Genomic DNA, 14,323 nt, shown 5'->3' with positions numbered 1-14,323 from the left:
GCGACTGGGGCGCAAAATCTGGAAACGCTGGAGCGGCTACCACCGGCGCAGTCTGGTGGAGACCAAGATGCACTGCTTCAAGCGCTTGGGCGAGCGCGTGATGGCACGCACGTTCGAGCGTCAGGTGGCGGAGTTGCAGGTGCGCGTGGCGTTGCTCAACTGCTTCACGCAACTGGGCACCCCGGACACGGTGGCCGTGGCATAACTCCGTCTGGGGTCAGGGGAATTCCGTCCCGTTATGGCTTTGTGCAACAAAGCCCAGAGACTCCTCAAACAACGGCTTGAGGTCCACGGTACAGACCTCTCCGCCAACAAAAAACAGCCGCATACTGAAGTCGCTAAGTATTTCGATACTGGATAGCCGAGCGTGGTTCATAAATGCCATTTGCGCTACTCCTTCCACAGGTTGACCAAGTTAAACCAAAGCACATACGATATTACGATACTACCGTACAAAGATACTAACGTATATCCAACAATCCCAGGATTTCGTTGGTTAGGGAGTCAACTTCCTGCTGAGCTTGTTTAGCGCCAAGCACGTCATAGACCGTACCTCCGAGAGCCACGCTCTGCGGGTAGGCTTGTCGCAAATGGAACGCCGTCTTCAACAAGGGGGCTTCAAAACCTGCGAGGACATCCGCAGCATCTCGGCCCATTTGCGTATTTGGTTGCTTGGCATTAAGCAAAATAGCTGTACGGACGCCATCGTTGACGGCCCTGGCGCGCTCGATAAGCTTGATGGTTTCCTGAACTGCCCAGATATCCGCCAGGCTCGGGCGAGTGGGGATGAGCACCAAGTCCGAGACCAGGAATGCAGACTGCGGTGTTGGTGCTGAAACGGAGGGCGGACAATCAACAATGATGAAATCGTACAGGTCAACGAACTTTTGAATCTCACGATGCAACTTGGCCTCTGCCGCTGCGAGGCCGACAACACTGGCTGGAAACGGGGTTTCTTCGCTCATTGCGGACCACTTGGTCACGGTTGCTTGCTCGTCAGCATCAACCACAAGCACTTTGAAGCCACACCGAGAAAGTGCGCCAGCCAGTTGCATCGTCACTGTGGACTTCCCCACGCCGCCCTTCTGGTTCCCTATGGAAATTATCTTTGCTGCCATAAAAATCCTTATTTATTACCTTTAGTGATACCTCAATCGGACAAAGCCAATGAAGTATCGACTGCTCAATGTTTTATAGCCCCGCGAGATGATTCGTCTCGAGTGCGCAGCTCCTGTAATTCGCATCCAGCCATTCGGTATGGACAACTCTGGCAACCTTGGCAAAAATCTTCTGGCTTCTTAGTGGGCCTCAAGGTGATTGCATTGCCCTCGCTGTCCTGAACCAAAGCAGTCGATTTCAGTATCCAATCCGAAAACTGCACCAACCTCAAGTTTTTTCCGTAAACACGCTTGCGTCCAATATCTGATTCAACAATCAAATCATTAGACCGAAGCTGACGACCCAGCCATTCGGGGCGGTCCCACTCAGGAATCTCAGTGGTATGCGACATGCCATAATTAGCGTCAAGGAGTGCACGCATCTCTAAGCGTATATGCGTCACAGTGACCGTATCAAATCCTTGTCGAATGAGATTTCGGACAGCTTCCTTGAGCGTTGCAACGGGGTCATCTTGATAAGCAGCAGATTGGTTTAAATGCTGGCGAGCCAGAAAAGCCTCCAACATAGCAGTTAACTCTGGGTCATTAACCAAGCGTGCAATCGTGCGCAACGGAGCAGCAATTTCATCCTGCCGGTCGGTTTTCTTATCGTAAACCTCTCTATAGCACTTAGCCACATCCCCCACAGCCTCAAACGCCCAAGTGTGGAACTCATTGCGTAGATTTCTAAGGGCAATAAGGTCTTCAGGACTGAAATCCCTAACATTGGAAGCCATATCCGGGGGCATCTTGCGCGTCTGAATTCTAAGCATCCGAGTTTCAAGAATGGAATCAGCGCCAAGTGTGTTACTGAGCAACTTCACCCCGTAAAAATTGAGCGGCTCCACTTTCATGGTCTTGATATCCGTCCAATATTTAACGGCAGTGCTCTTGTTATAAGAGACCTTTAATGCTTGAACCAATTCATTGATTTGGGCATCTTTACCAGCTTTGGATGCAATAGACTCCACATCGTCTAAAACCACAAAACCACGGGTTTCATCAATCAAGCGTGCAGTGGACGCAGCCGTGCCTTGGCCCACCACCATGCCGTTGGCGCACAGCCTGGCCATAGTCGCACCAGTCTGCGACTTGCCACTGCCTGCCTCGCCATTGAGTAACAACAAAGGCACTGCTTCAAAGACAGACTGAAGGTAGGTCACAGGTACTGTCATGGCCAGCGTGACATAGTCTTCCTCGTACGGAAGCCACACCGCCTGCTTCAGGATAGCTTGGGCCTCGCGCACGAGCACCGCAAGTGACCTAGGTCGGTTCTTTCCATTCAGGTACGCTAGGATAGCCTCAAAGTCCCACGTGTGGTGCGTGGAAGCTCGAGGCTCCTTCACGATTACTGTGCCGTCCGAGAGCTTCAGGATTCGCTTGTGCAGCGGAGTTCCGGGTGGGGCTGGCGCATAAAAGGCGGTGTGCGTGGTTCGGTCAGAGCGCACTACCATGGTTTCGACCCGCTCCACCATCATGCCGGTTTCTTCATCGCGACGAATGACGTGGGTCTCTGTTGGGTAGTAGAGATGACCGTTGACGTAGGCACCATTGATATCAACGGGCCTATGGGAGAAACGACCAATGCGAGGTGGACCATCTAGGACACTATGCTTGGGCTCGACAACGGAAATGGCGACGGATGCGACAGGTGCCTCATCCAGCAACTCCTTGAAATACTCGATAGTCCCGCCGTTTTGCCAGAAATCAGTCCAATCTTTGCCTAATTCCGCAGGAACCCGGATGCGGCGAGCTTCACGGCCTACGAATTCAAGGACGCGCTCGGCAATCTTATCCCCAGCCTCATCATTGTCTTGAGCCAGATAAACTGCACTCCACTTAGCCCAGAAATCAGCATCCTCCCATTCCGCAGGAATAGCACTACCGTGGGTTGAGCTGATAAGCAAAATGTCCTTGTCAAGATTAGCCTGCGCTAAACCTTGCCAATGGCGCCAAACGTCTTTTAGGCCCTCGCAAACAAAAAGGATACGCTGCTTAGAAATAATGTCGGCAAAGTAGCATTGTGGTGCACCTTTCATCCAGCCATTGGGCGCTGTTGGATTCTGAGTTACCCCGGGAATGGTAATGTAAGCTGACTTGTTGAGAAACAACCCACTGGTGGGAGAGCGCATTGGAGCAACAATAGCCGCTGAGGTCACGGTGCCATCTGAACGGATGTAATCGCTCGACAAGCCCAGCCCAAAGTGGTCTAGGGTTGCTTTAGTCAGGCCCCTCTTCTCGCCAGCCAGGTACTCTAAGGCTGCCGGGTTCTTGGCCAGGTTGGTGCGCAGCTGTTGGTGATAATCCCGATTGATACGCCTCACAGGCTTGGTAGTCGGCTCAACAGGTGCTTCTGCCACAACTGGTGGGGTAGGTTTAGGCGTAGGTACAGCGCTACCTAGCTGAAGACCTAAGTAGCTTTTGATTTCTCGCAGCGCATCGCGTTTTTTCTGGCCACGATTTAGTGCCCACAATTCCACCAAGTCCCCACCAAGGACAGGGTCGGAGTAATCACGCCACCGCCCTACTTTGTCACCTGAGATTTTTATCTTCAGGGACTTTCCTGGATTACCGTCAATATCACCAATGACCCAATAATGGCCCTCCTTGGTTCCATTGGGAAATAAGTAGCTAGCGACACTATCTGCTTTCTGCGCAAGAAATTCCGCGATAACTGGGATATCAATGGAATGCCGGGCGCTCATGAGCCGTTGCTCCAAGCGAGCTCAGTAGACTCCAGGTACTTTTGGTAAACCTTGTGTTTATCCGCAGATTTCAGGTGGGCGTAGTGCTTCAAGACGGTTTGTATCGTGTCATGTAGCACGGCAGCCGCAACTTCAAATCCACTTGGATGATTCTTGATGTAATCGGTTGCGACAATGTGCCGGACTGCGTGAGGGCCAAAACCTGCAGGGCAGGCAGGAAGAAATTGACGAGTACGCCGACGAAAGGCTGCACTTAAGTTGCTTGTATTTCGGTCAATGGGCGAATCAGAGCGATTAAAGGAAACAAATACTAGAGGCCTATCATCACCAAATTCGGGTCTTATTTCTGAGAAATACCGCTCAAACAATTTATTAAAGCTAGCATTAAATGGCACATCATAAATAATCTTGGCCGCGCCATTTTCATTCTTGAAATCTTCGGGCTTAAACCTAATAGCCCATACACCTGTAGCTCTGCGATATAGGTTTCCCTTATTGTTGGGAAGATACGTCATGATTCGGAACATTTGTATGCGCAGTGGTTGCACAATAATCATCCGCACCAGGAGCAAATCGCGTTCTAGGCTAAGTCTATCTCTGAAACTTATTAAACCAGAGTTACGATTCAAGAATTCCGCCATGTTATCCCGGAGCTCAAACAAAGCGGTAATAGGCTGATTTCGGTCTAAGATATCTTTAATGTTGTCATCAGTAACTCGGCCTTTCTTTACTTGCCTGTTTTTACGGAGTTCTTTAACTGTCTCAATGCTTTGGACGCGTTGAGCCTCACACCAGACGTCCCAGTCCTCCTGCGGTACAGGAGTCAACAATCTCGACCCAAACTTGGGTTGCTGGCGAAGAAATCCAAACTTTTCAAAAATTAGTGATTGCGTAAACATCATGCAATCAATAACTGTATTGGTAATGCTCCCACCTCGTTCACGCATGAATTCGAGGTACTCTCCCATTAGATTCATGTCGGCCATATACGCCAAACTGAAATTCTCAGGGTCGTATCCGTTAGATTTAAGCGCGCCAAAGAAACTAGAGACAAAGCCAAAAGCCTTGCCTGCCGTCGGGGCATAGTTTTTCCCATCAGGGCTGACTATCTCAAAGCGGGACTTATAGTCAGCGTAATCTTTCTTGGGGCGTAACCGCCAAGCTTCATTTCGTTTGAGAGGAGCGGTTACTAAAGCTGTCTTGAACTTCACGAGTTCGGAGAATTCAGATTTTAGTTGAGCCGGTAACTCAACAAGCGCATACGGTGTCTGGCTCAAGCGTAAAAGTTTTTGGGCGTATTCCGAGGGATAGAGGCTTGAGCTCCCGCTTGGCAGTTTGAAATCTTTTTGCGCAAAAATAGTTAAGGAATTAGGAGGCGCACCTAACAGCACTTCAAGCTTACCTAAGCCAACAGTCACATTGGCGACTCGATGAGCTTTAACACGCTGAGCTTTTATAGCGGTAGTGATATAATTTTTGTGCAAACCAGCAGCTAGCGCCAAGCTCGGTTTCGACAGCTTTGGATTTGCAGATTTAGCTAGTGTGCAATAATGCTCAAGTGCATCGCAAAGACGTGTAAATGGTCGATTCGCCTCAATGAATCGGTCCCAAGTCAATTTCCACTGCTTTAGCAAAGTCTTGTGATTAGCCAGAGTTCCAGCCGACTTATTTAGGAGTTGGCCCTCTGCCAAAAAATCAGCAAGAAATTTAGGGAAGTCGATGCCGAACTCGGGCCCGACAGGGCTGTCCTTTCCCCTGCCCAGGAACTCTTGAAACCGCGAAAGAGCGGATAAGCGGTTGTTCTCTTGTTGGATGGACACAGCAGGGGCTTCATGCTGCATGAAGGCTGCAACCATGTCCGCATAGGTGACCTGCGTCAGCCTTGTAGCTGAGGTAGTTACACCCTCATCTATGCCCCGAAGTTTGAGCCCCTCAGGCTCAACTGGTATACCATTATTCATGACTAGTCCTGCCACAACATTGACAAACTTAAGTAGTTGTGACATCATGCTAGTACTCAACCGCCAAGAAGAGTATCAAACGCATCCAGGTACCCACATTCGCGTAAGTTGTTGATTTTTATAGAATCGCTTAAAAAGCATCGATAAAAACAACAATCCACAGCCTAGTGCGTAACCGAATGGCCTAGATGATGTCAACCAGAAGCCCGCTGCCCCCAGCGGGCTTTTTGGTTATTTGACTCTGAATCAACTTAGTTCAAACTGAGGCTCTCCTCTAAGTTTTTCCATAGCCAACACAGTTAGACGCATATTTCGACCATGTTCGCCGATGTTTTTGGTCAAATAACCCTTCTTCACCAAGGCATTGATGTGCCCAAGCGCAGCGGCCTGTGAGCACCCCAGCTGGCCAGCGATTTCGCGCTGGGTCGGGTAGCTCTTTTGAGCTTGAACATTCGTGTAGATAGCGCGCAGTACCATCATCTGCCTGTCGGTCAGATGCGGTAACAGAGTGATACCTAAGACGTTGTCTCGGGCAAAACTTGGAACTTGGTGCGATGCGCAAATCATGGGGATACGTTACCCGATAGCTGGCTGGATGTCAAGGTAGTTGTCAAAATTAATGGGTGGCGCACGTAGGTAAAAACCCGCAGCCGCCTCCATACAAGACCGCTCAAGGCGTGTGGCTGACTTGAGCGCATCCTGTAGTGTGTGCCACTGTTTTTGGTCTTGGCAGTGACGACGTAGAAACGCGTGGCCACAGCTCGACCACGCAGAGCCAACTCAGGATGGTCAGGACATGGCCGCAAAAATCTTTGGCCAGTGGGACAAAGCTACCTACAGGGAGCTTTTTGAGGAATACCGTATTACGATAATACCGTATGCTGATAGCATAGTATGTCTATTATCACACGTACTAACATTGGGCTAGACGGCGCTCTCTAGTTACATCCTCGAAGCGTAATCCAGCTATTTTGCGGTAGTTGGCTCAGCTGATTGGGCTTGGGCAAAAAACCCATTAAATTTTTGATTTATTTTGAATCTAGGCCGCTAGCTAGATGCTGGGCGTGACTATACGTTTACTACGCAACCACGGTCTTTACTTGGCGTTATTATGTTTTCTCTCATTATCACGATTATTTCCATTGCACTGACCGTTGCTGTCACGGGCGGCACGATGTATTACATTGGTTCGGCAACCGACGAAGGCGGCGATGTGGCTGCAGCGGCGCAGCTCCTCACACAGAGCGAACAGATTGCGGCCGCGATTGACATGCGAGGCCTACAAGCCCCAGGCCTGCTGGCTTCGGTGCCGGACTTGGTAACCGGCAACTACCTAGCCCAAGTGCCTGTCCCGCCAGAGCGGGCGTATGCCTCCGGTACCCCGAAAGCCTCCGATTGGTGGGTCGTCAAAGAAGCAAACCGCCCTGTGGTGGTGTTGCAAGCCAAAATCAAAGAAAAAGTCTGCCTGGCCTTCAACGAGAAGTTTCAGGGCAATTCAACCATCCGGGAAACCATCGACCCCACGTTGCGCATCCAGTGCTACGGCACCGCAGCGCCCTACAGCGTGCTCATTAATACGTCGACCGACAGTAAACTGGCCGTAGATTCGGTGGACAGCTGGAATGATGCGGTAACCGCCGGTACCACGCCTCCGGGCTCAACGCCCTTGCCGCAGCCCCAGGCCGCGGGAGGCGCAGTTGCCAGCTCGGGCACCGTGTCCTTGGCAACCGCAACGCTGCCGGCCTGGAAAGTGGGCCAGTTTGTGAACTACGATTTCAAGGCTTTGTTCAGTGACAGTCAAGATGCCGCGCCATTGATGTCGGAAGTGGTGTGGAGCGCTGAGGGCACTTTGCCAGCCGGACTGGTATTGGATTCGGCCACCGGGGTCTTGTCAGGCACCCCAGCGACCAAGGGCACATTGGACTATACCGTCAAAGCCACGTACAAGAATGCCACCGGGCAGCAGGTGTACAAGATTGTGGTGCAAGGGATTGAACTGGAAGTGGTTTCCATCAGCGGGGGCGGGGGCCACACCTGCGCTGTAACGACCTCCGGTGGCGCGAAATGCTGGGGAGATAACTGGGCCGGACAACTCGGCAACAACTCGACTGACGAAAGCGGGGTGCCAGTAGATGTGGCGGACCTGACTTCGGGCGTGGCTTCTATCGCCAGTGGCGATAGCCACACCTGCGCCGTAACGACCTCCGGTGGCGCGAAATGCTGGGGCTGGAACTTGCTCGGACAACTGGGCAACGACTCAACTACGAATAGCTTGGCGCCGGTGGATGTTTCGGGGCTGACTTCGGGCGTGGCGTCTATCGACAGTGGCTTGTACCACACCTGCGCCGTAACGACCTCCGGTGGCGCGAAATGCTGGGGAGATAACCAATTCGGAAAACTCGGCAACGACTCGACCACGCCTAGCTGGGTGCCGGTGGATGTTTGGGGGCTGACTTCGGGCGTGGCTTCTATCGCCAGTGGCGGTAGCCACACCTGTGCCGTAACGACCTCCGGTGGCGCGAAATGCTGGGGCCAAAACTACTACGGCCAGCTCGGCAACAACTCGACTGACGAAAGCTTGGTGCCAGTGGATGTTTCGGGGCTGACTTCGGGCGTGGCTTCTATCGCCAGTGGCGCTGACCACACCTGTGCCGTAACGACCTCCGGTGGCGCGAAATGCTGGGGCCGAAACTTCGATGGCCAGCTCGGCAACGACTCAACTACGAATAGCTTGGCGCCGGTGGATGTTTCGGGGCTGACTTCGGGCGTGGCTTCTATCGCCAGTGGCGATGTCCACGCCTGCGCCGTAACGACCTCCGGTGGCGCGAAATGCTGGGGCCGGAACTACAGTGGCCAACTGGGCAACAACTCATTCGCGGGTAGCTCAGTGCCAGTGGATGTTTCGGGGCTGACTTCGGGCGTGGTCTCCATCAGCTTGGGCTATTACCACACCTGCGCCGTAACGACCTCCGGTGGCGCGAAATGCTGGGGCGGGAACGGCAACGGCCAACTGGGCAACACCTCGAACACGGATAGCGAGGTGCCGGGGGATGTCCTCAATCCGTAATAGCACTACCAGTAGCAATCCTAGATAAGAGTTCAACCGCATCACAACCGCACGCTGTAGCTAACCTACACCACCCTGAGGTTCACGCCGCGGGGCTTTGACTTTCCAGCGTCCCTTCAGCATCTTATTTACATACGGTATTACGATAGTACCGTATCCCTAAGCCCAACCGAAACTAAAACTAACTGGTATACCGCTAAAAGCCTAATACCAGTCAAGGCGCTGAGCCGCAACTGTGGAGGGCAACTGCGAGACTTTTACACCCACCCAAACGCGATACCGAGCGGCTGAGCTAGTGGCTTGTGCTTGCGAACCGGAGCCTGGTCAAGGTGGCTAGAGCCTTTCCAAGAAATGTTCCAGAAGAGCTGGTACACGGGGCAAATTTGCTGGTACACGGAAGCCTGGTCTGGGGGTCAAATTTAGCCTGATTTCGCCTACTTTTTCAAAAAGAATCAACCACTTAGGTAGCAGTAGCCCAGATGTACCAGCAAACTGTACCAGTATGTACCAGTAAAACTTGCTGGTACACGGGTTGCTGGTACACAAAAGTGAGTGCTGGTACAAAGTGCTGGTACAACAGTGAGTATGTAAATAATCTATATAAATCAACTACTTACATGGGTTTTTTGGTTTTCGGTACTCAGGCCGATTTTTGCTGGTACAAGTGCTGGTACACGCCCTTCTCCTAGGAGAAACGTGGATTTGTACCAGCAAATGCCGGTTTTGGGCCTTTTTTCGGAGTGAAGCTTTTTTGGGTTTCTAGGGCCCGGTTTCTTGGCCGAAAAGTGGGTTCATTATTGGGTTTCGGCCAAAAATAATGAAGACCCTCCCAGAAACCTGCGCGGCGGGGTGGTTTTTGGGCTGTTGGTTGGCTTTTAAGCATTTTCTCGTTGAAGCCTGCTCAAAATTTGTCCTAGACAATTTGCGCTAATCCGCTATAGCGCGCACCCAACCTAGCCGCCTAACCGGGCCAGATTGGGTGTGGCGGTGCTTAGATATCGGTTGCTACTTCAGACATTTTCTTCATGGGGGTTGTGGGGGTACTGCTCAGGGCGGTGGGTGCCTTTGCTGGTACTTTTGCAGGGGTATCTTGGCTAAGAACCGTCAGTTCGGGCAAGTCACCTTGCAGGACGGACATTGGCAATTTGAGCATAGCTTCGCCGGCGGCTTGGTAGCCTTTGGTGTTGGCGAACTGAGCGTCGCCGAGGACATAGATGGTGTGGTTTTTGTAGTACGACAAAATGGTGCGGGCGAAGATGCTTTGACCGCCGCCGAACAAAATGATGTTATCGATATCAGAACCGTCGCCTGCGACGTTGCGCATGTAGTTAACGCTGCCCTCGATGGAAGTACACTTCTAGCTTTAATGAAAACACCCCATTTTTAGGCCATTTTTTTCCACTTTTGCCGGATAGAAAACTCGTCAAATAATGAAGAGGTCCCCAGATACCCCCACACCAGAGTTTTCTAGGCCAAAAAACCACCTCTCTCCCTCTACAGCGCCTTGCCCAGCCTCCCAGAAAACACTCCCAGAAAACCTCTACCCCTCAAATCGCAAGTTGCTGGTACAGTTTTCCCCAAAGTACTGGTACAAGCCGCCTGTTTTCAGCAAAAAAGCAGTGCCCGCATCACCTCAGCTGGTACTTGGTTGGCAAGTTCTTAACCGCGACCAGCACGCGACAGCGGCACTCTAGGCTTCAATTTTGGTGGCGTGGCGTGCGCCTACGACCGAGTCTCGGAGGTGCTTTTTACGACTACGGCTCAGCGCCTTGACTGGTATTAGGCTTTTAGCGGTATACCAGTTAGTTTTAGTTTCGGTGGGGCTTAGGGATATAGTACTATCGTAATACTGTATGCAAAGAAAATGCTGAAAGCACGCTGGAAAGTCAAAGCCCCGAGGCGTGAACCTCAGGGCTGTGTAGGTTAGCTACAGCGTGCGATTGTGAGCCGGTTGAACTCTTATCTAGGATGGCTGCTGGTGGGGCTATTAAGGATTGAGAACATCCACCGGCACTGAGCTATTCGTGGTTGAGTTGTTACCGAGTTGGCCGCTGCTGTTATCGCCCCAGCATTTCGCGCCACCGGAGGTCGTTACGGCGCAGGTGTGAGCCCAGCCACCGGCGATAGACGCCACGCCCGAAGTCAGCCCCGAAACATCCACGGGTACCCAGCTATCGTCAGTCGAGTTGTTGCCGAGTTGGCCACTGTAGTTCCGGCCCCAGCATTTCGCGCCACCGGAGGTCGTTACGGCGCAGGTGTGCTCATAGCCACCGGCGATAGACGCCACGCCCGAAGTCAGCCCTGAGACATCCACCGGCACCCAGCTATCCGTGGTCGAGCTGTTGCCCAGTCGGCCGTAGCTGTTCAGGCCCCAGCATTTCGCGCCACCGGAGGTCGTTACGGCGCAGGTGTGGCCCCAGCCACTGGCGATAGAAGCCACGCCCGAAGTCAGCCCCGAAACATCCACTGGCCCCCAGCTATCGTCAGTCGAGTTGTTGCCGAGTCGGCCGTAGCGGTTCGAGCCCCAGCATTTCGCGCCACCGGAGGTCGTTACGGCGCAGGTGTGGTCAGAGCCACTGACAATAGACGCCACGCCCGAAGTCAGCCCCGAAACATCCACCGGCACTGAGCTATTCGTAGTTGAGTTGTTGCCCAGTTGGCCGTCGCCGTTCAGGCCCCAGCATTTCGCGCCCCCGGAGGTCGTTACGGCGCAGGTGTACCCATAGCCACTGTCGATAGACGCCACGCCCGAAGTCAGCCCCGAAACATCCACCGGCACCCAGCTATTGGTAGTCGAGTTGTTGCCCAGTTGGCCGTAGTCGTTCAGGCCCCAGCACTTCGCGCCACCGGAGGTCGTTACGGCGCAGGTGAGGGACAGGCCACTGTCGATAGACGCCACGCCCGAAGTCAGCCCCGAAACATCCACCGGCACCCTGCTAGACGTGGTCGAGTTGTTGCCGAGTTGGCCGTGGCCGTTACTGCCCCAGCACTTCGCGCCCCCGGAGGTCGTTACGGCGCAGGTGTGGTAACGGCCCACGCTGATGGAGACCACTTCCAGTTCAATCCCTTGCACCACAATTTTGTACACCTGCTGCCCGGTAGCATCCTTGTACGTGGCTTTGACGGTGTAGTCTAAGGTTCCCTTGGCCGTCGGAGTGCCGGACAACACTCCCGTGACTGGGTCCAACGTCAGTCCGGCTGGCAAAGTGCCTTCAGCGCTCCACACCACTTCTGACATCAATGGCGCGGCATCTTGACTGTCACTGAACAAAGCCTTGAAGTCGTAGTTCACAAACTGGCCCACTTTCCACTGGGGTAGTGCAGCAATGGCCAGATTAACATCGCCGGATGTAACCACTGGCCCACCTGCGTCCACGGGTACTGGTATTACAGCGTTCTCCTCTACCGCTAAAGCACCCTCCCCGGCCAGAGCCAGGTTGTCGTTCCAAGCGGTGACGGCAGCGGTCAGCACTGCTTCGTCGCCACTTTGATTGACGACCACGCTGTAGGGCTCACTGGTGCCAAAGCACTGAATTCGTTTGCGAGGGTCCAGGGCCGACGTAATGATTGCTGTTCCTGTGTGTTGCTTGTTCAATGCGAGGCAGGCATCTTCACGCAATTTAGCTTGTAGAGTTACAACAGGTAGCTTGCCCGCTTGCATTATTTTCCAATCATTGGCGGACGGAATTTGCCCTGTGGAGTAAGCCGCGTCGGGGGGCACGGGCATGGTACTTAAATACTTTTTAGCAACCAACTGTTGCACGTCAGACAAGATGCCGCCGTCTTGCACAGAGTGCATTTGAATTGCGACACCTAACTGTTCGCTTTGACCCAGTAGCCCAGCAGCAGCCGTTTCAACAGTACCTTTGTCCGTCGATGAGCCAATGTAATACATCGTACCGCCGGTTACAGCGACGGTTAGTGCAATGGAAATAATCGTGATAATGAGAGAAAACATAATGACTCCAAATAAGGTGGCGCCTCAATGGCTACCTAATAAAGTATAGGTACAACCAGCGTCCAATTAGAAGTTGGAATTCAAAATCAAGTAAAAATTTCTTGACCTTAACCGAACCTAAAATTATGGGTTTTTTGCCCAGGCATTATGCGTCCACCGCTAATTTAATGGCTTTTTGGTGGAAGGAGTGCCGATGTGGTCAGCTACCACCGGTAATTCGATTGGCAATAACAGTTGCTGGTACAGTTTTCCCCAAAGTACTGGTACAAGCCGCCTGTTTTCAGCAAAAAAGCAGTGTCCGTCCTCCCCGGCTGGTACTTGGTTGGCAAGTTCTTAACCTCGACCAGCACGCGACAGCGGCACTCTAGGCTTCAATTTTGGTGGTGTGGCGGGCACCTACGACCGAGTCTCGGAGGTGATTTTTACGACTACGGCTCAGTGCCTTTAGTATTTGGCTTTTAGCGGTATACCAGTTAGTTTTAGTTTCGGTGGGGCTTAGGGATATGGTACTATCGTAATACCGTATGCAAAGAAAAGCTGAGAGAACGCTGGAAAGTCAAAGCCCTGAGGTGAGGACCGCAGGGCTTTGGGGGCTACTAGCTATTCTGTTTTAGGCGCGAACGCGTATGTAGCCAGCCTGCTGACAAGCCTATTACGGATTGACGACATACGGATTGATGACCTCCATCGGCACCGAGCTATTCACGTACGAGGGGTTGCCGAGTTGACCGGACCAGTTCGCGCCCCAGCATTTCGCACCCCCAGCCGTGGTGACGACGCAGGTATGGTGGTAGCCACCACTGATAGAAGCTACGCCTGACGTCAGGTCCGCAACAGCCACAGGCACCGAGCTATCCGTAGTTGAGCCGTCGCCGAGTTGGCCGTCTTCGTTCCAGCCCCAACACTTCACGCCCCCAGCCGTGGTTATGGCGCATGTGTGATATTCGCCCGTACTGACAGAAGCCAAGCCTGACGTCAGGCCAACAACAGCCACAGGCACCGAGCTATCCGTAGTTGAGCCGTCGCCGAGTTGACCATGAGTGTTCCGGCCCCAACACTTCACGCCCCCTGCCTTGGTCAAAGCGCAGGTGTGTTTGGAGCCACCACTGATAGAAGCTACGCCTGACGTCAGGTCCGCAACAGCCACCGGCACCGAGCTATCCGCGTACGAGGGGTTGCCGAGTTGACCGTCCCAGTTCGCGCCCCAACACTTCACGCCCCCAGCCATGGTAAGGGCGCATGTGTGATATTCGCCCGTACTGATAGAAGCTACGCCTGACGTCAGGTCCGCAACAGCCACAGGCACCGAGCTATCCGTAGTTGAGCCGTCGCCGAGTTGGCCGTATTTGTTCCAGCCCCAACACTTCACGCCCCCAGCCGTGGTTATGGCGCATGTGTGATATTCGCCCGCAATGATGGATGCCACACCTGACGTCAGGCCAACAACAGCCACAGGCACCCAGCTATCCGTAGTT

Annotated in this window: 8 protein-coding genes and 1 pseudogene; 2 read left to right on the top strand and 7 right to left on the bottom strand. The window is 53.0% G+C overall.

Annotated features, from left to right (window positions below):
* A pseudogene (locus tag CON76_RS02035) lies at window positions 1-205 on the top strand (IS5/IS1182 family transposase); the annotation flags it as partial.
* A 256-nt stretch (window positions 206-461) separates the two neighbouring features.
* Here the strand turns inward: CON76_RS02035 and parA are convergent.
* The 4 genes from parA to CON76_RS02020 all read right to left on the bottom strand — a co-directional run bounded on the left by parA (window position 462) and on the right by CON76_RS02020 (window position 6,390).
* Window positions 462-1,118 (bottom strand): ParA family partition ATPase, encoded by a 657-nt coding sequence (parA, locus tag CON76_RS02030; protein WP_101101589.1) that lies wholly within the window; start codon window positions 1,116-1,118, stop codon window positions 462-464.
* A 65-nt stretch (window positions 1,119-1,183) separates the two neighbouring features.
* Window positions 1,184-3,862 (bottom strand): toprim domain-containing protein, encoded by a 2,679-nt coding sequence (locus tag CON76_RS02025; protein WP_145995305.1) that lies wholly within the window; start codon window positions 3,860-3,862, stop codon window positions 1,184-1,186.
* On the bottom strand, window positions 3,859-5,871 hold the full coding sequence (locus CON76_RS12720; protein WP_145995304.1) for a site-specific integrase: 2,013 nt from the start codon (window positions 5,869-5,871) through the stop codon (window positions 3,859-3,861). Before CON76_RS12720 ends, CON76_RS02025 begins: the two co-directional genes overlap by 4 nt.
* Before the next feature lie 198 nt (window positions 5,872-6,069).
* A complete protein-coding gene (locus CON76_RS02020; protein WP_101101585.1) occupies window positions 6,070-6,390 on the bottom strand; it encodes a LexA family protein in 321 nt (106 codons plus the stop codon).
* A 544-nt stretch (window positions 6,391-6,934) separates the two neighbouring features.
* On the opposite strand from CON76_RS02020, the gene CON76_RS13435 reads away from it, so the two are divergent.
* Entirely contained in the window at window positions 6,935-8,890 is a 1,956-nt protein-coding gene (locus tag CON76_RS13435) for a putative Ig domain-containing protein (protein WP_240592722.1), read from the top strand.
* Window positions 8,891-9,881: 991 nt separating this feature from the next.
* On the opposite strand, the gene CON76_RS02010 is transcribed toward CON76_RS13435, so the two are convergent.
* The 3 genes from CON76_RS02010 to CON76_RS13785 form a co-directional block, all read right to left on the bottom strand.
* The gene (locus CON76_RS02010) at window positions 9,882-10,214 is read right to left on the bottom strand and encodes a hypothetical protein (RefSeq protein ID WP_101101583.1); all 333 of its coding nucleotides are present in this window, start codon (window positions 10,212-10,214) and stop codon (window positions 9,882-9,884) included.
* Between the two features lie 663 nt (window positions 10,215-10,877).
* Window positions 10,878-12,392 carry a putative Ig domain-containing protein gene (locus tag CON76_RS02005; protein ID WP_240592721.1) on the bottom strand — a complete coding sequence of 505 codons (1,515 nt, stop codon included), beginning with the start codon at window positions 12,390-12,392 and terminating at the stop codon, window positions 10,878-10,880.
* Between the two features lie 1,108 nt (window positions 12,393-13,500).
* Window positions 13,501-14,274: an RCC1 domain-containing protein gene (locus CON76_RS13785; RefSeq protein ID WP_169928959.1), complete on the bottom strand. Its 774-nt coding sequence runs from the start codon at window positions 14,272-14,274 to the stop codon at window positions 13,501-13,503.
* Window positions 14,275-14,323: the final 49 nt, after the last annotated feature.

The sequence above is a fragment of the Macromonas bipunctata genome (genome assembly GCF_002837135.1).
Taxonomy (GTDB): Bacteria; Pseudomonadota; Gammaproteobacteria; order Burkholderiales; family Burkholderiaceae_C; genus Macromonas_A; species Macromonas_A bipunctata.
The sequence above is the reverse complement of the archived record's forward strand: the minus strand, read 5'-3'. Positions and strand labels throughout refer to the sequence as shown.

Excerpts from the sequence above, each read along its gene's own strand:
- CON76_RS02020 (WP_101101585.1), bottom strand. The coding sequence starts at position 6,390 with ATGATTTGCGCATCGCACCAAGTTCCAAGTTTTGCCCGAGACAACGTC.
- CON76_RS02010 (WP_101101583.1), bottom strand. The coding sequence starts at position 10,214 with ATGCGCAACGTCGCAGGCGACGGTTCTGATATCGATAACATCATTTTG.
- CON76_RS02025 (WP_145995305.1), bottom strand. The coding sequence starts at position 3,862 with ATGAGCGCCCGGCATTCCATTGATATCCCAGTTATCGCGGAATTTCTT.
- CON76_RS12720 (WP_145995304.1), bottom strand. The coding sequence starts at position 5,871 with ATGATGTCACAACTACTTAAGTTTGTCAATGTTGTGGCAGGACTAGTC.
- CON76_RS13435 (WP_240592722.1), top strand. The coding sequence starts at position 6,935 with ATGTTTTCTCTCATTATCACGATTATTTCCATTGCACTGACCGTTGCT.
- parA (WP_101101589.1), bottom strand. The coding sequence starts at position 1,118 with ATGGCAGCAAAGATAATTTCCATAGGGAACCAGAAGGGCGGCGTGGGG.